Origin of the sequence: Acidovorax sp., assembly GCF_046339755.1 — a bacterium.
Lineage (GTDB): Bacteria > Pseudomonadota > Gammaproteobacteria > Burkholderiales > Burkholderiaceae_C > Acidovorax.
On sequence record NZ_JBKDTZ010000346.1, the window covers coordinates 17,604 to 35,180 of the forward strand.

Below are 17,577 nucleotides of genomic sequence, written 5' to 3' on the forward strand. Positions count from 1 at the left end.
GAGGGACAATGCGGGCCGTGACGACGAAGAAAACACCCGACAGTTTAACGACCGCCTTGCAGGCGCATATCGCCGACGCCATCACCGCCGCGGGCGGCTGGATCGGTTTCGACCAGTTCATGGCCCTGGCCCTGTACACGCCGGGCCTGGGCTATTACGCCAACGATTCGGCCAAGTTCGGCCTGCTGCCCGGGTCGGGCAGCGACTTCGTGACCGCGCCCGAGCTCACGCCCCTGTTCGGCCAGACCCTGGCCGTGCAGGTGGCCGAGGCGTTCGAGCAAACCGGTACCAGCGAGGTCTGGGAGTTCGGCGCCGGCTCCGGCGCGCTGGCGCTGCAACTGCTCGACGCCCTGGGCGACCGCGTGCAGCGCTACACCATCGTCGACCTGTCGGGCAGCCTGCGCGCGCGCCAGCAGGCGCTGCTGGCGCCACACGCGCACAAGGTGAAGTGGGTGGATGCGCTGCCCGAGCGTTTCGAGGGCGTGGTGGTCGGCAACGAAGTGCTCGATGCCATGCCCGTGCAATTGCTGGCGCGCCATGGTGGCCAGCACGGGGGCGTATGGCACGAGCGCGGTGTGGCACTGCATGAAGGCGCCTTCACTTGGGCCGACCAGGCCACGGACCTGCGCCCGCCGTTGGAGGTGGAGGGCCCTCAAGACTACCTGACCGAGATCCACGCGCAGGGCGAGGGCTTCGTCCGCACCCTGGCCGAGCACCTCGCGCGCGGCGCGGTGTTCCTGCTGGACTACGGCTTTGGCGAGAGTGAGTACTACCACCCCCAGCGCCACATGGGCACGGTGATGTGCCACCAGGGCCACCTGGCCGATGGCGACCCGCTGGTGGACGTGGGCCGCAAGGACATCACCGCCCACGTCAATTTCACTGCCATGGCGCTGGCCGCGCAGGACGCGGGCATGAGCGTGCTGGGCTATACCACGCAGGCGCACTTCCTCATCAACTGCGGGCTGGCCCAGCGCCTGGTGGAGCTGCCGCCCCTGGAGCGCGCCACCGCCGCCAAGCTCATCATGGAGCACGAGATGGGCGAGCTGTTCAAGGTCATCGCCCTGGGCGTAGGGGATGCCTGGGAGCCCATGGGCTTTGCCCAAGGCGATCGCTCGCACCGCCTCTGAGGCACCGGATCAGTTCAGGCGGGCCCCGCTGGCGGCGTCGAAAAGGTGCGCTTGCGCGGCCACGGGCTGCAGCCACAGCGCATCGCCTGGCCGCACATCGATGCGGTCGCGAAAGGCCGCCAGGATGTCATGCCCACCGGCCAGCCGCACGGCGACCTGGGTTTCCGAGCCGGTGGGCTCTACCACCCTGACCTGCGCAGCCAGTCCACCGCCACTGGTCTCCAGCGCAAAATGCTCGGGGCGTGCGCCGTAGAGCACGCTGTCGCCGTGGCGCCCTTGCGGGGGCTGGGCCAGGGGCAGGTGCAGGCCATCGTCAGTCACCACGCGCGCCGCGCCGTCCAGGTGCAGCCGGCCGGGAATGAAGTTCATGGCCGGCGAGCCAATGAAGCCCGCCACAAAGGCATTCGCCGGCCGGTCGTAGAGTTCGAGCGGCGCGCCCACCTGCTCGACCACACCATCCTTGAGCACCACGATGCGGTCGGCCAGCGTCATGGCCTCCACCTGGTCGTGCGTGACGTAGACCGTGGTGGTGCGCAGGCGCTGGTGCAGGGCCTTGATCTCGGTGCGCACCTGCACGCGCAATTTGGCGTCCAGGTTGGACAGGGGCTCGTCGAACAGAAAGGCGTCAGGCTGGCGCACGATGGCGCGGCCCATGGCCACGCGCTGGCGCTGCCCGCCCGAAAGCTGGCGCGGCGTGCGGTCCAGCAGTTGTTCCAGTCCGAGGAGGGCCGCCACCTCACCCACCCGGCGCTGGATCTGCGCCTTGTCCTCGCCCTGCAGCTTGAGCGAGAAGCCCAGGTTCTGTGCCACCGTCATGTGCGGGTAGAGCGCGTAGTTCTGGAACACCATGGCGATGTTGCGGTCCTTGGGCGCCACGTCGTTGATCGCCCGCCCGCCCAGGCGGATCTCGCCACTGGTGATGGCTTCGAGCCCCGCGATGGCGCGCAGCAGCGTGGACTTGCCGCACCCCGAGGGGCCGACCAGGGCGACGAATTCGCCGTCCTGGATGGCAATGTCCACGCCGTGGATCACGGGCGTGGCGCCGTAGTGCTTGACGATCTGGTGTAGGGAGAGGGCGGCCATGTTGGTCAGTCCTTGACGCCGCCAGCCGTCAGGCCGCGGACGAGGTAGGTGCGCACCAGCACCGTGAAGATCACCACGGGGAACATCACCAGCGTGCCGCTGGCGGCGATCTTGGTCCACTCCCAGCCTTCGTACTGCAGGAAGTTGACGATGGCCACGGGCGCGGTGACGGCGTTGGTGCGCGTGAGGATGAGGGCGTAGAAGAAATCGTTCCACGAGAAGATGAAGCACAGCACTGCCGTGGCCGCCAGCCCGGGCGAGGCCAGCGGCAGCGTGATGCGCCAAAAGGCCTGCCACACACCGCAGCCGTCGATGTAGGCGGCCTCTTCGAGGGCCGCGGGCACGGCCTCGAAGAAGGTCTGCATGAGCCAGATCACGATGGCCAGGTTGAACGTGAGGTAGACGATGGCCAGGCCGGCGATGGTGTCCTGCAGGCCCAGCCAGCGGTAGGCCAGGAAGAACGGGATGGTGAAGGCGATGGGCGGTGCCATGCGCGTCACCAGGATCCACAGCGCCACATGGCGCCGCCACTTGAATTGCCAGCGCGTGAGCGCATAGGCGGCGGGCACGCCGATCAGCAGCGACAGGCCGGTGGACAGGGTGCTCACCGCCAGGCTGTTCCAGAACGACTTGAGGAAGTTGCCCTGCAGCAGGCTGCGAAAGCCTTCCAGCGTGGGCACGAAGAGCAGGCTGTCCTCGAAGATCTCCGCCCCGGGCTTGAAGGCCAGTTGCACCAGCCACAGGAAGGGGAACATCACCACCAGCAACAGGACGATGGCCACCAGGCCGCGCGCATGGCGGCGCAGCCAGCCGGCGCGTCGCGTGGCGGGCAGCGGCAAGGCGGCAGCAGTGGGTGGTGCCAGCAGGGGCAGGGTGGCGTCAGCGCTTGTGGTCATGGTCGTTCCATCCCAGTCGGCCCACCAGCCAGCTGAGCGCGAACACGCCCGCGAGGATCACCATCGCGATGGCGCTGGCATAGCCCCAGTAGGAAAAGTTGAAGGCCTGGATGAAGCCGTAGTAGTTGGTCACTTCGGTCACCGTGCCCGGGCCGCCGTCGGTCAGCACATAGATCAGCGGAAAGGCCTTGAAGCTGTCGATCAGGCGGAACAGCCCGCACACCACCAACACCGGCCGGATGTAGGGAAACACGATGTAGATGAACAGCTGCCAGCGGTTGGCACCGTCCAGGCTGGCGGCTTCCAGCGGTTCGTCGGGCACCATCTGCAAGGTGGCCAGCACCATCAGCATGGTGAACGGAAACCACTGCCAGGTATCGGCGATGGAGATGGCCCACAGGGCCGTGTCCGGGTTGGCGATGAGCGAGCGCACGGGCAGGCCCACGGCCTCCAGCGCGCGGTGCAGGGGACTCACGTCGGGCGTGTACATGATCTTCCAGATCAGCGCCACCACGATGGGCGGCAGCACCATGGGGATCAGGAACACCGTGCGCGTAGCGCCCAGCAGCTTCGAGCGCCCGTTGAGCAGCAGCGCCAGGCCCAGGCCCACCGCCAGCTGCAGCACCACGCTGGAGGCCGACAGCTTGAGCTGTGTGGCGATGGAGCGCAAAAAGCGCTCGTCCTCCAGCAGGTGGCGGTAGTTGACCAGCGGGTCCTTGAAGTGGAAGGTGGCGGCCGCATCCGTCAGGCTCAGCGGCGTGAAGCTGGCCACCAGCAGCGCCGTGGCCGGCGCAAGCGTGATGAGCAGCAGCACCGCCAGCGAGGGCAGCAGGCCCCAGAGGAAGGCGCGCCGGCGCGCGGCCTCCCAGCCCACGCCGGGTGGGGCGGTCAGGGTGCTCACGGCCGGCCCGTCACAGGTTCTGCCCGGCGCGCTTGAGCTCGGTGATCGACTGCGCCTGGGCCTGCTGCAGCGCCTGCTTGGCGCTGGCCTGGCCCGACGCGATCAGCGCGATCGCCTTGTTGAGCTGCTGGTCCACCTGCGGGTAGACCGACACGGTGCGGTACTTCATGTGCCCGGTCTTGGAGGCCAGCTCGATCGAGTCGAGCGCCAGCTGTGCCAGGTCGTTGCCGTTGATGACCTGCTTGGCGCGGAACTCCTTGGAGTCGATGTCCGAGCGGCGCGCGGGTGAACCGTAGCCCGCCAGCACCGCCTTGCGCGTGGTCTGCTTGGACAGCGCCCACTGGATGAAGGCCCAGGCGGCCTCCTTGTTCTTCGAGCCTGTCGGAATGCCCAGGCCATGCACGGCCGTGCCCGGGAAGCGCCCGGCCGGGCCCTTGGGCACCTGGCCGAACTTCAGCGTCTTGATGGTCTTGCTGGTGGCTGCGTCACCGAGTTGTGCAAGGTGCAGCTGGCCCGCATCGGTGAAATTCACGCGGCCGAGCTTGAGCGCCTGGGTCACCTGGTCGGGCGTATAGGTGATGGCACCATCGGGCCCGAATTCGCGCAGCAGGCTGGCGTAGTACTCGGCCGCGGCAATCGCCTCGGGCGTGTCGAGCGTGGGGTACAGGTCGTCGGGCGCCTTGCGGAACACGTCGCCCCCAAAGGCGTGCAGGTAGGGCACGAAGGTCCAGCCGTAGTGGCTGTCGGATACGAAGCCCGCCACGCGCTCCTTCCTGTTCACGGCGCGCAGCACCTTGACCAGGTCGTCCGTGGTGTCGGGGTAGGCCAGGCCCGCCTGCTGCACCAGGTCGAAGCGCGACGAGGCGGACAGCAGCGCCTCCGCCGTCCAGGGGATGCCGTAGAGCTTGCCGTCCTTGCCGGTCTCGGGCGCGCGGGCGCCGGGCAGGAAGTCGTTCACGTCCCAGTCGGCGGGGGTGAAGTTGGGGTTCTTGATGAAGTCGTCGAGCGGGGTGAGCCAGCCCGAGTTGATCCAGCGGCTCGAGTAGATGAAGGTCACGTTGACCACGTCGTACGCCGAGCCCTTGGTGGACAGCTCCAGGTCGGCACGCTGGTTGTAGACCGGGAACGACGGGGAGTCAAAGTTCACCTTGGCGCCCGTGAGCGCCTCGAACTCGGGCAGGTACTGCTGCAGCAGCTTGGGGTAGGCCGCGCTGAAGGTCGAGACGTTCAGGGTCACGCCCTGGAATTTCTTGGCACCGCTCTGGGCATGGGCAAAGCCGGGCAGCAGGGCGGTGGCGCCCAGGGCCGATGCGGCCTGGAGCAGTTGGCGTCGTTGCGTCATGGAATGGTTCCGTGGCTTCAGGCGGTAGCTGTGATGAGGGTGTCGATCTGCGCGTCGTTGGTGGCTTCGGGGCGCGTGCGCGTGCGGCTCCTGCGGCCGTCCACTGCCACGGCCGGATCGCCGTGCACGGTGACGCGGCGCACCAGGCGGGCTTGGTTGCCGTAGTCGTTGATCGCGAAATGCTGGGTGGCGCGGTTGTCCCAGATGGCCACGTCGTCCTGCTGCCACTGCCAGCGGACGGTGTTCTCCAGGCGGATCACGCGGTTCTGCAAAATCTCGAAGAGGCGCGCCGACTCGGTGCTGGAGAAACCTGCGATCTTCTTAACGAAGTGGCCCAGCAGCAGCGCGCGCTCACCCGATACCGGGTGCACATGCACGACGGGGTGCTCGGCCTCGTACACGGCCGAGACGAAGACTTTGCGGTGGTGGTTCAGGCGCTCTTCCTCGACCACCACGCGTTCGGCGCCGTAGTCGTAGTCGTTGCTGTGCAAGGCCCACAGGCCGTCGGCCAGGCGCTTGAGGTCTTCGGGCAGGCGCGCATAGGCAGCCGCCGTGTTGGCCCACACCGTGTCGCCGCCATAAGCCGGGATCTTCACGCCGCGCAGGATGCCGTACTTGGGGAAGGCATCGAGAAAGGTCACGTCGGTGTGCCACGAATCGGCACGCCCGCCGCCCTTGGAGGCGTCGAGCTCGAAGATGCGCGTGCCCGTGGGCGAGGGCACGGTAGGGTGGGCCACCGTCTTGCCCAGCAAGGCGCCAAAGGCCTGGTGGCTGGCGTCATCCAGGTGCGCCTGGCCGCGGAAGAACAGCACCTTGTGCTGCACCAGGGCGGCGGTGAGGTCGGCGACGGTGGCGCCATCGAGTTCACCCGAGAGCTTGAAATCCAGGACTTCGCCGCCCAGGCTGCCGGCCACGCGGCGGATGCGCAGGTTGCCGAAGGAGGTATCGATATTGGAAGGGGACGAGGTCGCGCTCACGGGCAGGCTCCAGCAGTGGGGGGGAGCGCCGGATTCTGCGGACGCAGCGACAGTCTGCGAACCAAGGAAAACCGATATCCAAGCTGCCGAAACATTCGGCAATATCGAAAGCAGCGAAAGTTGGTAGGAAGGCGCGTGCGCGTCAGCTACCGGCCAACTGGCCTCCGGAGGGAACGGCCTCCAGAGTGACTGCATCGCTGCGGTCCTTGAGGCCGATGCCGGTAAGGCCCAGGCGCCTGGCTTCCTCGCACAGCCACCACAGGCGCGCCGCCGCAGCCGCCGGCGCCAGGCCTTCGGTGCGCACGTTGGAGATGCAGTTGCGCTGTGCATCGCTGCGGCCCACCTGGGGCTGCCAGGTGAGGTAGATGCCCAGGCTGTCGGGCGAGCTCAGGCCCGGGCGCTCGCCGATCAGCACGGCCACCATGCGCGCGCCCAGCAGCGCGCCCACCTCGTCGCCCAGCGCCACGCGCGCCTGGGTGGCGATGGCCACGGGCCCCATGTGCCAGCCCTGCGGGGTGCCTTGCACGATGGCCTGCACCAGGGGCATGGCGTTGCGCTCGATGGCCAGCGCCGAGAGGCCATCGGCCACGACCAGCAGCAGATCGCAGCCTGTCTGTGGTGCATCGCCTAGCCGCCGCGCGTCGGCTTCGTCCAGGCGCCGGCCCAGGTCGGGGCGCAGCAGGTAGGTGGCGCGGTCGGGCGCGGCACTGGCCACGCGCAGCGTGGTGCAGCCCAGGGCGGCCAGTTTTGCGGCCAGCGCATCGGCATCGAGCGGCAGGTGCACGGCATCGCGCGCCTGGGCATGGGCCAGGCCGAAGTCGAGCAGTTCGCGCGTGGGGATGGCCGTGCCTGAGCGCCCCAGTGCCAGCCGCGCGGCCGTGTGGGCGCGCAGGTCGCCCCAGGGGTCGGGCAGCGGGCCGGTAGCGGGGGCGGGGTGGTTCATGCGCGCATGCCTATCTGCCGCAGCCGGGCAATGGCGGCCTGCTGCTGCGCGGCGGGCAGCAGCCGACCCGCATCGTCAGCCAGGTGCATGCGCTGCAGCCAGGCGTCGAACTCGGGGGCGCGTTGCAGGCCCAGTACTTCGCGCAGGTAGAGCGCGTCGTGGAACGAGGTGCTCTGGTAGTTGAGCATGATGTCGTCGGCCCCGGGCACGCCCATGATGAAGGTCAGTCCCGCCACGCCCAGCAGCGTCATCAGCGTGTCCATGTCGTCCGAATCGGCCTCGGCATGGTTGGTGTAGCAGACGTCGCAGCCCAGCGGCACACCGAGCAGCTTGCCGCAGAAATGGTCTTCCAGTCCGGCACGGATGATCTGCTTGCCGTCGTACAGGTACTCGGGCCCGATGAAGCCCACCACCGTGTTGGTGAGCAGCGGCGAGAACGCGCGTGCCACGCCGTAGGCGCGCGCCTCGCAGGTCTGCTGGTCCACGCCGTGGTGGGCGTTGGCCGACAGCGCGCTGCCCTGGCCGGTTTCGAAGTACATCACGTTGTCGCCCAGCGTGCCGCGCTTGAGGGACAGGGCGGCCTCGCGCGCCTCGCGCAGCAGCGCGAGGTGGATGCCGAAGCCCGCATTGGCCTTCTCGGTGCCGGCAATGGACTGGAACACCAGGTCCACCGGCGCGCCCTGTTCGATCATCTGCACGGTGTTGGTCACATGCGTGAGCACGCACGATTGCGTGGGGATCTGCAGCGTGGAGACCACGCCATCGAGCATGTGCACCAGCCCGGTGAGGGCGGCAATGCTGTCCGTGGCCGGGTTGATGCCGATCACCGCGTCGCCCGCGCCGTAGAGCAGGCCGTCGACCATGGAGGCCGCGATGCCGCGCAGGTCGTCGGTCGGGTGGTTGGGCTGCAGGCGCACGGCCAGGTGGCCCGGCAGGCCGATGGTGTTGCGAAAGCGCGTGACCACGCGGCACTGGCGCGCCACGGCCACCAGGTCCTGGTTGCGCATGAGCTTGCTCACGGCGGCCACCATCTCGGGCGTGAGGCCGGGGGCCACGGCGGTGAGCGCGGCCGTATCGGCCGCCAGCAGCAAGTCGCGCAGCCCGCCCACCGTCAGGTGCGCGATGGGTGCAAAGGCTGCGGCATCGTGCGTGTCGATGATCAGGCGGGTGACCTCGTCGCTCTCGTAGGGCACCAGTGCTTCGTTCAGGAAACGCGCCAGCGGCACGTCGGCCAGGCACATGCGCGCGGCCATGCGCTCCACCGCCGAGCCGGCCGCGATGCCGGCCAGCGCATCGCCCGAGCGCGCGGGCGTGGCTTTGGCCATCACTTCGCGCAGGTCGCCGAACTGCCAGCGGTGGCCCTGGATGGTGTGGTGGTAGGTCGCAGGCATCGGTTGTGGATGGGTGGCCTTTGGCAATGATGCATGCCATTGCAAGGGATGTGCCATCGGACAGGTGATCCAGTCTTAGCTGATTTGGTTGTTAACAACTGAAAAAACATTCGTTCCCAGAATAAAGCCAGGCACCTAGAGTGCGGACTTCAGGGCACACAGGCCCAGATTCCCACGAGGTTGCCCATGTCGGCCGTTCTTTCATCTGCATCCGCCTCTTCGTTCGCCAGCCAGGCCGACGCACCACCGCAAGGCTTGGTGATCCGCTCCGTCGAGGGCGCAGCCGGTCCCCTGGGGGCCGAGGTGCTGGGCCTGGACCTTTCGCGCCCGCTGGGCCGGGAGGATTTCGCGCGCATCCACCGCGCGCACCTGGACCACCATGTGCTGGTGTTCCGCGACCAGCGCATCACGCCGCAGCAGCATGTCGATTTCAGCCGCCGCTTCGGGCCGCTGCAGATCCATGTGCTCAAGAATTTCCAGCTGGCGGGCCACCCCGAGATCTTGATCGTCTCCAACATCAAGGATGCCGCCGGCCAGCCCATCGGCCTGGGCGATGCCGGCCACTACTGGCATTCGGACCTGTCGTACAAGGACAAGCCCAGCCTGGGCTCGCTGCTGCACGCGCAGGAGCTGCCGGGCGAGGGGGGCGACACCCTGTTCGCCGACCAGCACGCGGCCTACGATGCGCTGCCCGAAGATCTGAAGGTCCGCATCGCGTCGCTCAAGGCCGAGCACAGCTACCTGGCCAAGTACGAGGAACTGCGCGCGCGCAGCCGCTGGCGCCCGAAGCTCACCCAGGCGCAGATCGACGAGGTGGCGCCCTCCATCCACCCCGTGGTGCGCACCCACCCCGAGACGGGCCGCAAGGCGCTGTTCGTGAGCGAGCACTTCACCACGCGCATCGTGGGTCTGCCTGAAGACGAAAGCCAGGCCCTGCTGGCCCAACTGTTCGCCGCCAGCGTGCGCACCGAGTTCACCTACCGCCACCAGTGGCAGCCGCACGACCTGGTGTTCTGGGACAACCGCTCGGTGACCCATCTGGCGGCCGGCACGCCGGACAGCGAGCGTCGGAAGCTGTACCGGACCACCATCGAGGGCGACTTGCCCTTCTGATTCGCCGCTGACGCCATCCCTTGTTTTCCATCTTTGACTGCACAGTACCCATGACCATGTTCCAGACCACCCGCCGCCGCATCGTGCGCAAGACCATCGCCGCCCTGGCCACCGCCGGGCTGCTGGCCGGCGGGCTGAGCGCCACGGCCCATGCGGCCGAAGGCCAGCTGCGCATTGCGCAGCAGTTCGGCGTCGTGTACCTGCTGCTCAATGTGGCGCAGGAACAGAAGCTGATCGAAAAGCACGGCAAGGCCGCGGGTGTGGACATCAAGGTGGAGTTCCTGCAGCTGTCGGGCGGCTCCGCCGTCAACGACGCGCTGCTGTCGGGCAATATCGACATCGCCGGTGCCGGCGTGGGCCCGCTGGGCACGCTGGGGGACCGCACCAAGGGCCGCCAGAACGTCAAGGGCGTGGCGTCGCTGGGCAATTTCCCCTACTACCTGGTGAGCAACAACCCGGCGGTGAAGACCATTGCCGACTTCACCGACAAGGACCGCATCGCGCTGCCGGCCGTAGGGGTCTCGGTGCAGTCGCGTGTGCTGCAGATGGCTTCGGCCAAGCTCTGGGGCGACAAGGAGTTCAACCGCCTGGACAAGCTCCAGGTGGCACTGCCGCACCCCGATGCGGCGGCGGCCATCATCAAGGGCGGCACCGAGATCACAGGCCACTTCGGCAACCCGCCCTTCCAGGAGCAGGAGCTGGCCGGCAACCCCAAGGCGAAGATCGTGCTCAACTCGTACGACGTGCTGGGCGGCCCTGCCTCGGCCACCGTGCTCTACGCTACCGAGAAATTCCGCAACGAGAGCCCCAAGACCTACAAGGCCTTCGTCGACGCGCTCGACGAGGCGGCCAAGTTCGTCGCCGCCAACCCCGAGAAAGCGGCCGACATCTACCTCAAGGTGGCCGGCGGCAATACCGACCGCGCGCTGCTGCTCAAGATCATCCAGAACCCCGAGGTGCAGTTCAAGGTGCGCCCCGAGAACACGCTGGGCATGGGCCAGTTCCTGCACCGCGTGGGCGCCATCAAGAACCAGCCCACCGCGCTCAAGGACTACTTCTTCGACGACGCGCACACCGCGTCGGGCAACTGAAGGGCCATGCGGGCATGAGCGAGCACACCATCCGGCTGGGCCCCTTCTCGCCTCCGCTGCAGAGCGAGCGTGCGGCGCTGGAACAAGAGGCGCAGGTCCAAGGCCTGACCGAGGGCAATGCGGCCGTTCCCGCCAATTCTTGCGCAGCGCTGCTGCAGGTGCAGGGCGTGAGCATCGACTACCGCACGCATGAGCGCGTGGTGCGTGCCACGCACCGCGTGGGCTTCGACGTGCATGCGGGCGACCGCTTCGTGCTGCTGGGCGCCTCGGGCTGCGGCAAGTCCACCCTGCTCAAGTCCATTGCCGGCTTCATCGCACCCAGCGAGGGGCAGATCCTGCTCGACGGCCGCGCCGTCACGCGGCCCGGGCCCGACCGGGTGGTGGTGTTCCAGGAGTTCGATCAGCTGCCGCCGTGGAAGACGGTGCGCGAGAACGTGATGTTCCCGCTGCTGGCCTCGCGCAGCGTGGGCCGCAAGGAGGCGGCCGAACGCGCGGCGCTCTACATCGACAAGGTGGGGCTGTCCAAGTTCGCCGACGCGCACCCGCACCAGCTCTCGGGCGGCATGAAGCAGCGCGTGGCGATTGCCCGCGCGCTGGCCATGCAGCCCCAGGTGCTGTTGATGGACGAGCCTTTTGCAGCACTCGACGCCCTCACACGCCGGCGCATGCAGGAAGAACTGCTCTCGCTGTGGGACGAGTTCCGCTTCACGCTGATCTTCGTCACCCACTCCATTGAAGAGGCGCTGGTGGTGGGCAACCGCATCGCCATCCTCTCGCCACACCCGGGGCGGCTGCGCGCCGAGCTCAACAGCCACCAGTTCGGGCTGCACAGCCTGGGCGGGGCCGACTTCCAGGCCACGGCCCAGCGCATCCACCGGCTGCTGTTCGATGAACCCGGTGCGGCGGCCGTGCCGGGGTCCGTGCAGGCCGATGCCGAGGCCCTGGCGCCCGGCCGCCAGGGTGGCGTGCCGCTCATCCTCCCCCAGCGGCCCGCAGGTTCGCTGCCTTTCCAGATTTCCGTATGAGCACCCCCTCCCTGTTGACCCCTCCCGTGCGCCCCGAGTTCGAGCGCAGCCTGGAGCCGCTGGGCGGTATTGCGCCCGTGCAGCCGCTGCCCCTGGCCGCGCGCATCTGGCAGCAGGCGTGGGTGCGCAAGCTCGTGATCCTGGCGGTGCTGGCCGTGCTGTGGGAGGTGGTGGCGCGCTGGCAGGACAACGACTTGCTGCTGCCCACCTTTCTGCAAACCGCCAAGGCCCTGGTGGAGGGCCTGGCCTCGGGCGAGCTGATCGCCAAGACGGCGATCTCGCTGTCGGTGCTGCTCAAGGGCTACTTCGCGGGCATCCTGGGGGCGTTCCTGCTCACCACGCTGGCCGTGTCCACGCAGTTCGGGCGCGACCTGCTGTCCACGCTGACCTCCATGTTCAACCCGCTGCCGGCCATTGCACTGCTGCCGCTGGCGCTGCTGTGGTTCGGCCTGGGGCAGGGCAGCCTGGTGTTCGTGCTGGTCCATTCGGTGCTGTGGCCGCTGGCGCTCAACACCTACGCGGGATTCCAGTCCGTGCCCGAGACGTTGCGCATGGCCGGCCGAAACTATGGCCTCACCGGTATCCGCTACGTGCTGCAGATCCTTGTGCCGGCCGCGCTGCCGTCCATCCTGTCGGGCCTGAAGATCGGCTGGGCCTTTGCCTGGCGCACGCTGATCGCGGCCGAGCTGGTGTTCGGCGCATCGTCGGGCAAGGGCGGCCTGGGCTGGTACATCTTCCAGAACCGCAACGAGCTCTACACCGACAAGGTGTTCGCGGGGCTGGTGCTGGTGATCCTGATCGGCCTGGCGGTCGAGAGCCTGGGCTTCCATACGCTCGAAAGGCTCACCGTCCGCCGCTGGGGCGTTTCCAGGTAGGCGCCTACACTCGGGGCATGCTCCGCTGGTTTCTCGTCGTCTTTCTTGCGCTGATGTTCATCAGCTGGCTCTCGCCCATGCTGCGCCGCATCGGTTTCGGCAAGCTGCCGGGCGATCTGCGCTTTCGATGGAGGGGGCGCGAGTGGGACATTCCGCTCGCATCCACCTTGCTGCTGAGCTTTGTAGCCAGCCTGATCGCCAAGTTCATTTGAGGGCTTGTCAGTCCCCGGCCTCCTGCAAGGCTTGCAGGAAGGCCTTGCGCCACCAGTGCACATCGTGCTCGCGGATGCGCGCCATGAGCTTGCCGTGCCGCGCCTGGCGCTCGGCCAGCGGCATCTGCAGCGCGTGCTGGATGCTGTCGGCCGTGCCCTGGGTGTCGTAGGGGTTCACGAGCAGCGCTTCCTTCAACTGCTCGGCCGCGCCCGCAAAGCGCGAAAGCACCAGCACGCCCGGGTCTTCGGGGTCTTGCGCCACCACGTATTCCTTGGCCACCAGGTTCATGCCGTCGCGCAGCGGCGTGACCAGGCCCACGGCCGCGGCGCGGCACAGGCCGGGCACCCGCTTGCGTGCCACCGTGCGGTGGATGTAGCGCACGGGCATCCAGTCGAGTTCGCCGTAGTCGCCGTTGACCGATCCGCACAGGCCTTCGAGCTCCTGGCGCAGGTCCGAGTAGGCATGCACGTCGTCGCGCGAGGGCGAGGCGATCATGATCATCGTGGCGCTGTTGCGGTTCTCGGGGTAGCGGTCCAGCAGCTCGCGGTAGGCGCGCACGCGGTGCGGTATGCCTTTGGAATAGTCGAGCCGGTCGATGCCCAGCAGCAGCCGGCGGCGCGAATACTCGTCGCGCATGTTCTCGTAGGTTTCCACGGCATCGGGCGCCTGGGCGAGGCGGGTGAACTCGTCCACATCGATGCCGATGGGAAAGGCCTGCACCTGCACCGTGCCGCCAAAGGCGCGCAGGCGCTGGGCGCCCACTTCCTCGGCACTGCCCTCGTTGCGCACATAGCGCGTGAAGTGCGAGACGTCGGCCTCGCTCTGCAGGCCTACCAGGTCGTAGGCGAACAGCGAGCGCATCAACCATTCGTGCTGCGGAATCGCCGCCATGATCAGCGGTGGCGGCATGGGGATGTGCAGGAAGAAGCCGATGCGCTGGCGGCAGCCCATGGCGCGCAGCTCGGCAGCCAGCGGGATCAGGTGGTAGTCGTGCACCCAGATGATGTCGTCTTCGCGCAACAGCGGCAGCAGCTTGCGCGCGAACATCTGGTTCACCCGCCGGTAGCCCGCGATGTAGCTGGCGTTGAAGTCGGCCAGGTCCAGCCGGTAGTGGAACACCGGCCACAGCACGCTGTTGCTGTAGCCCTGGTAGTAGGCATCATGGTCTTCGCGGCACAGGTCCACGGTGGCCAGGGTCACGGGGCCGGCGTGGCGGGTGTGCAGCTCGCCTTCGCCGGGCGTGCCGCCCTCGACCACGGTACCACTCCAGCCAAACCACAGCCCTCCGGTCTGGTTGAGGGCCTCGCCCAACGCAACGGCAAGGCCGCCTGCAGCCGCCTTGCGCGGGTCGGCAAGGCGGTTCGATATCACAACAAGTCGACTCATCCCGCCATCATCCCCGCGGATGGTGGCGCAGTCTGTGGGACAGGACCGCGACCGGTGCTCAAATCACGCTGTCCCATCGCGCCGACAAGCGCACGGCAGCGTTGATCACGCCCACCATCGAGTAGGTCTGAGGGAAGTTGCCCCACATCTCCTGGGTCTCGGGGTGGGTGTCTTCGGACAGCAGGCCCAGCGGGTTGCGCGCCGCCAGCATGGTCTCGAAGATGGCGCGCGCCTCGTCCTTGCGGCCGATGCGTGCCAGTGCGTCGATGCGCCAGAAGGTGCAGATGTTGAAGGCCGTCTCGGGCTTGCCGAAGTCGTCGGCCGCCTCGTAGCGGCGCATGTAGGGGCCATCGCACAGGCTCTTTTCCATGGCCTCCACCGTGCTCACGAAGCGCGGGTCCTTGGGGTCGATCAGGCCGACCTCGGCCATCAGCAGCACACTGGCATCGAGCTCGTTGCCGCCAAAGCTCTCGGCAAAGGCCTGGCGCGATTCGCTCCACGACTTGGCGATGATCTCCTCCTGCATGCGCCGGGCATGGCCGTGCCAGTACTCGGCGCGGTCGGGCAGGCCGAGGGCGGTGGCGATCTTGGCCAGCCGGTCGCAGGCCGCCCAGCTCATGAGGGCCGAGGAGGTGTGCACCCGCGCCCGCGTGCGCAGTTCCCACATGCCGGCATCGGGCTGGCCGTAGACGCGCACCGCGTTCTCGCCCACCTGCTCGAGCCGGGTGAACTCGCCCAGCCCGGCACGGTGCAGCAGCCGGTGGTCGTGGAAGGCCTGGGCCGCGCCCAGCACGATGTTGCCGTACACGTCGTGCTGGAAATGCTCGGCCGCCTGGTTGCCCACACGCACCGGGCCCATGCCGCGGTAGCCGGCCAGCTGGGGCATCATGGATTCGGGCAGTTCCCGCTCCAGTCCGATGCCGTACAGCGGCTGGATGTGGCCGCTGCCCGCATCCACCACCACATTGCTCAGCCAGCGCAGGTAGTCCTCCATGGTGCCCACCTCGGAGATGCTGTTGAGCGCGCGCACCACGAAGAAGGCGTCGCGCAGCCAGCAGAAACGGTAGTCCCAGTTGCGCCCGCTGTGGGCCGATTCGGGAATGCTGGTGGTCATGGCCGCGACGATGGCGCCCGTGTCCTCGTACAGCGACAACTTGAGCGTGATGGCCGCGCGGATCACCGCGTCCTGCCACTCCAGCGGCACGGCCAGGGCCCGGCTCCAGCCGCGCCAATAGGCGGTGGTCTCCTGCTCGAACAGGCGCGCCGTGTCGGCAATGCCGTCGAGCAGGCTTTCGTCGGCACCCAGGATGAAGTTGTGCTCGCGTGTCAGCACGAAGGGCTGGCCCGAGAGCACGTGCGACACCGGCGCATCGGTGGACAGGCGCAGCGCCATGCTGCCGCCCACATAGCGGATGTGGTTGCTGCCGCGCGTGACCTGCGGCTCGCTCTGGCCCCAGTCGTACTTCACCTTCAGTGCCACGCGAACGCGCGGCGAGCCCTGGATGGGGCGCACCCGGCGCACCAGCGTCATGGGGCGGAAGAAGCGCGAGCGGCTGAAGAAGCGGGGCGCGAAGTCGGTGATTTCCACGCCATGGCCCGCCTTGTCGAACAACTGCGTGCGCAGGATCGCGGTATTGGGCTCGTACCACTGGTGCGCCGAGGCCATGTCCTCGATCTCGATGGCAAAATGGCTGCCCTCGTCGCCCGGCTGCAGCAGGGCGTTGAAGACCGGATCGCCATCGAAGCGTGGCAGGCAGCACCAGACCATGCGCGCCTGGCTGTCGATCAGGGCGCTGATGGCGCAATTGCCGATCATGCCCAGATTGAGCGAGCCTTGCTGCGGGGCGGCGGCTGCGTTGTCGTTCTTGTCGGTCGTGGTGGTCATCGTGCGCGCTCCAGGGAGGTTCTTGCCGCAGACAGCCAGCCACGCAATGCGGCCGGCGTCATGCAGCGGTGGTGTGCCTGCGTCGGGCCTTCGCCCACTTTGATGCCCCAGCCGCCCAGCGCATGCACGGCCGCAAAGCCGGCTTCGTCGGTCACGTCATCTCCCGCGAAGACGGGTGTGCGGCCGGCGAAGGGCGGCTGGGTCATGAAATCGGTGATGGCCTGGCCCTTGTCCACGCCCTTGGGCTTGGCCTCAAAGACGAACTTGCCTTCCATGAGGTCCAGGCCGTGCACCTTGCGCAACGCGGCCAGCATGGTGTCGCGGCACAGGTCCTCCAGGTGCGGCGCCAGCCGGTAGTGCAGGGCCACGCTGGCGCGCTTGGGCTCCACCAGCAGGCCGGCGTACTGCACCGCCAGTTGCGTGGCCGCCTGAAGCACGGGCTCCAGGTTGGGCGGGGCGATGGCCGGGCGCGATCCGTCGGCCAGCCGGTACTGCGAGCCGTGCTCGCTGGCCAGCGGCAGGCGCAGGGGATCGAGGAAATGGTCGATGTCGCTCTCGCGCCGGCCCGTCACGATGGCGAGCGCACCATCGAGCTGCGTGCTCAAGGCCGCGAGGGTGGGAACGAGGCCCGAGGAGATGCGCACGGCCTCGGGCCGGGGCGCCATCTCGGTGAGAGTGCCGTCAAAATCCAAAAAGAGCGCATGGGCTGTTGTCAAAGAAGGGAGCAGCTGCATGTGTCCGCACCTTAGCAGACGACCGGTGGGCGCACCAGCGCGCGCGGATGCCGCTGCCCGGCCCCGCAGACACGGCACAGCGCGGCAAAACCCGCGCCAGGACTGGGGTGCAGGGGTGAAGGGGCTTGCAAAGGTAGCCCCCCACCCCCATTGTCACAAGATGAAAATGGCGTTTGTCTTACAGGCAACCGCCCTGCCAAAAGCGCACGCTCGGCACACCCATGGAGATTTTTGCGTGAACGAAGAAGCATCCCCCCACATCGTCTGCCCTCACTGCCACACCACGAACCGTGTCAAGCGAGCGGACTTCGGCAGCGCCCCCGATTGCGGCAGCTGCCATCAGCCCTTGTTTGCGGGCGCGCCGGTGGCGCTCGACGGTAGTTCCTTTGATAAGCATGTGGGCCGCAGCCACCTGCCGGTGGTGGTGGACTTCTGGGCCCCCTGGTGCGGCCCGTGCCTGCAGATGGCGCCGGCCTTCGCCCAGGCCGCGCGCGACCTGGAGCCGCAGGTGCAACTGGCCAAGCTCGACACCGAGGCCCACCAGGCGATTGCGGGCCGCTTCGGCATTCGCAGCATCCCGACCATGATCATG

At 67.9% G+C, this 17,577-nt stretch carries 17 protein-coding genes; 7 read left to right on the top strand and 10 right to left on the bottom strand.

What is annotated here, in order from left to right; genetic code table 11:
• Positions 1-8 precede the first annotated feature (8 nt).
• On the top strand, positions 9-1,130 hold the full coding sequence (locus ACK59X_RS30280) for a class I SAM-dependent methyltransferase (RefSeq protein WP_409962463.1): 1,122 nt from the start codon (positions 9-11) through the stop codon (positions 1,128-1,130).
• A gap of 9 nt (positions 1,131-1,139) precedes the next feature.
• Here ACK59X_RS30280 and ACK59X_RS30285 read toward each other — a convergent pair whose 3' ends face one another.
• From ACK59X_RS30285 to ACK59X_RS30315, 7 genes are all read right to left on the bottom strand, one after another.
• A complete protein-coding gene (locus ACK59X_RS30285; RefSeq protein WP_409962465.1) occupies positions 1,140-2,213 on the bottom strand; it encodes an ABC transporter ATP-binding protein in 1,074 nt (357 codons plus the stop codon).
• A 5-nt stretch (positions 2,214-2,218) separates the two neighbouring features.
• Positions 2,219-3,109 (bottom strand): carbohydrate ABC transporter permease, encoded by an 891-nt coding sequence (locus ACK59X_RS30290; protein ID WP_409962467.1) that lies wholly within the window; start codon positions 3,107-3,109, stop codon positions 2,219-2,221.
• A complete protein-coding gene (locus ACK59X_RS30295) occupies positions 3,093-4,010 on the bottom strand; it encodes a carbohydrate ABC transporter permease (protein WP_409962469.1) in 918 nt (305 codons plus the stop codon). Before ACK59X_RS30295 ends, ACK59X_RS30290 begins: the two co-directional genes overlap by 17 nt.
• Before the next feature lie 10 nt (positions 4,011-4,020).
• Positions 4,021-5,352 carry an ABC transporter substrate-binding protein gene (locus ACK59X_RS30300; RefSeq protein WP_409962471.1) on the bottom strand — a complete coding sequence of 444 codons (1,332 nt, stop codon included), beginning with the start codon at positions 5,350-5,352 and terminating at the stop codon, positions 4,021-4,023.
• A 17-nt stretch (positions 5,353-5,369) separates the two neighbouring features.
• Positions 5,370-6,329, bottom strand: a complete 960-nt coding sequence (locus ACK59X_RS30305; protein WP_409962473.1) for a TauD/TfdA dioxygenase family protein — start codon at positions 6,327-6,329, stop codon at positions 5,370-5,372.
• Between the two features lie 142 nt (positions 6,330-6,471).
• On the bottom strand, positions 6,472-7,272 hold the full coding sequence (gene eutC / locus ACK59X_RS30310) for an ethanolamine ammonia-lyase subunit EutC (RefSeq protein ID WP_409962475.1): 801 nt from the start codon (positions 7,270-7,272) through the stop codon (positions 6,472-6,474).
• Positions 7,269-8,663, bottom strand: a complete 1,395-nt coding sequence (locus tag ACK59X_RS30315; protein ID WP_409962477.1) for an ethanolamine ammonia-lyase subunit EutB — start codon at positions 8,661-8,663, stop codon at positions 7,269-7,271. Before ACK59X_RS30315 ends, eutC begins: the two co-directional genes overlap by 4 nt.
• Positions 8,664-8,849: 186 nt before the next feature.
• On the opposite strand from ACK59X_RS30315, the gene ACK59X_RS30320 reads away from it, so the two are divergent.
• From ACK59X_RS30320 to ACK59X_RS30340, 5 genes are read left to right on the top strand one after another with little or no spacing between them, the layout of a single operon-like run.
• Positions 8,850-9,776 carry a TauD/TfdA dioxygenase family protein gene (locus tag ACK59X_RS30320; RefSeq protein WP_409962479.1) on the top strand — a complete coding sequence of 309 codons (927 nt, stop codon included), beginning with the start codon at positions 8,850-8,852 and terminating at the stop codon, positions 9,774-9,776.
• Positions 9,777-9,832: 56 nt separating this feature from the next.
• The gene (locus ACK59X_RS30325; protein ID WP_409962493.1) at positions 9,833-10,867 is read left to right on the top strand and encodes an ABC transporter substrate-binding protein; all 1,035 of its coding nucleotides are present in this window, start codon (positions 9,833-9,835) and stop codon (positions 10,865-10,867) included.
• 14 nt (positions 10,868-10,881) lie between these two features.
• Positions 10,882-11,892 carry an ABC transporter ATP-binding protein gene (locus ACK59X_RS30330; RefSeq protein ID WP_409962481.1) on the top strand — a complete coding sequence of 337 codons (1,011 nt, stop codon included), beginning with the start codon at positions 10,882-10,884 and terminating at the stop codon, positions 11,890-11,892.
• Positions 11,889-12,767, top strand: coding sequence for an ABC transporter permease (locus ACK59X_RS30335; protein ID WP_409962483.1), 879 nt, complete (start codon positions 11,889-11,891; stop codon positions 12,765-12,767). Before ACK59X_RS30330 ends, ACK59X_RS30335 begins: the two co-directional genes overlap by 4 nt.
• A gap of 17 nt (positions 12,768-12,784) precedes the next feature.
• The gene (locus tag ACK59X_RS30340; protein WP_184858876.1) at positions 12,785-12,979 is read left to right on the top strand and encodes a DUF2905 domain-containing protein; all 195 of its coding nucleotides are present in this window, start codon (positions 12,785-12,787) and stop codon (positions 12,977-12,979) included.
• Between the two features lie 7 nt (positions 12,980-12,986).
• Here ACK59X_RS30340 and otsA read toward each other — a convergent pair whose 3' ends face one another.
• From otsA to otsB, 3 genes are read right to left on the bottom strand one after another with little or no spacing between them, the layout of a single operon-like run.
• Entirely contained in the window at positions 12,987-14,366 is a 1,380-nt protein-coding gene (gene otsA / locus ACK59X_RS30345) for an alpha,alpha-trehalose-phosphate synthase (UDP-forming) (RefSeq protein ID WP_409962485.1), read from the bottom strand.
• 58 nt (positions 14,367-14,424) lie between these two features.
• Complete coding sequence (locus ACK59X_RS30350; RefSeq protein WP_409962487.1) at positions 14,425-16,251, bottom strand: glycoside hydrolase family 15 protein; 1,827 nt, start codon at positions 16,249-16,251, stop codon at positions 14,425-14,427.
• A complete protein-coding gene (gene otsB, locus ACK59X_RS30355; protein WP_409962489.1) occupies positions 16,248-16,985 on the bottom strand; it encodes a trehalose-phosphatase in 738 nt (245 codons plus the stop codon). Before otsB ends, ACK59X_RS30350 begins: the two co-directional genes overlap by 4 nt.
• A 235-nt stretch (positions 16,986-17,220) precedes the next feature.
• Between otsB and ACK59X_RS30360 the strand changes: the two genes are divergently transcribed.
• Positions 17,221-17,577, top strand: a 357-nt coding sequence (locus tag ACK59X_RS30360; RefSeq protein WP_409962491.1) for a thioredoxin domain-containing protein, incomplete at its 3' end; no start/stop codon positions are given.

Excerpts from the sequence above, each read along its gene's own strand:
- ACK59X_RS30280 (WP_409962463.1), top strand. The coding sequence starts at position 9 with ATGCGGGCCGTGACGACGAAGAAAACACCCGACAGTTTAACGACCGCC.
- ACK59X_RS30285 (WP_409962465.1), bottom strand. The coding sequence starts at position 2,213 with ATGGCCGCCCTCTCCCTACACCAGATCGTCAAGCACTACGGCGCCACG.
- ACK59X_RS30290 (WP_409962467.1), bottom strand. The coding sequence starts at position 3,109 with ATGACCACAAGCGCTGACGCCACCCTGCCCCTGCTGGCACCACCCACT.
- ACK59X_RS30300 (WP_409962471.1), bottom strand. The coding sequence starts at position 5,352 with ATGACGCAACGACGCCAACTGCTCCAGGCCGCATCGGCCCTGGGCGCC.
- eutC (WP_409962475.1), bottom strand. The coding sequence starts at position 7,272 with ATGAACCACCCCGCCCCCGCTACCGGCCCGCTGCCCGACCCCTGGGGC.
- ACK59X_RS30315 (WP_409962477.1), bottom strand. The coding sequence starts at position 8,663 with ATGCCTGCGACCTACCACCACACCATCCAGGGCCACCGCTGGCAGTTC.
- ACK59X_RS30320 (WP_409962479.1), top strand. The coding sequence starts at position 8,850 with ATGTCGGCCGTTCTTTCATCTGCATCCGCCTCTTCGTTCGCCAGCCAG.
- ACK59X_RS30325 (WP_409962493.1), top strand. The coding sequence starts at position 9,833 with ATGTTCCAGACCACCCGCCGCCGCATCGTGCGCAAGACCATCGCCGCC.
- ACK59X_RS30330 (WP_409962481.1), top strand. The coding sequence starts at position 10,882 with ATGAGCGAGCACACCATCCGGCTGGGCCCCTTCTCGCCTCCGCTGCAG.
- ACK59X_RS30335 (WP_409962483.1), top strand. The coding sequence starts at position 11,889 with ATGAGCACCCCCTCCCTGTTGACCCCTCCCGTGCGCCCCGAGTTCGAG.
- ACK59X_RS30340 (WP_184858876.1), top strand. The coding sequence starts at position 12,785 with ATGCTCCGCTGGTTTCTCGTCGTCTTTCTTGCGCTGATGTTCATCAGC.
- otsA (WP_409962485.1), bottom strand. The coding sequence starts at position 14,366 with ATGAGTCGACTTGTTGTGATATCGAACCGCCTTGCCGACCCGCGCAAG.
- ACK59X_RS30350 (WP_409962487.1), bottom strand. The coding sequence starts at position 16,251 with ATGACCACCACGACCGACAAGAACGACAACGCAGCCGCCGCCCCGCAG.
- otsB (WP_409962489.1), bottom strand. The coding sequence starts at position 16,985 with ATGCAGCTGCTCCCTTCTTTGACAACAGCCCATGCGCTCTTTTTGGAT.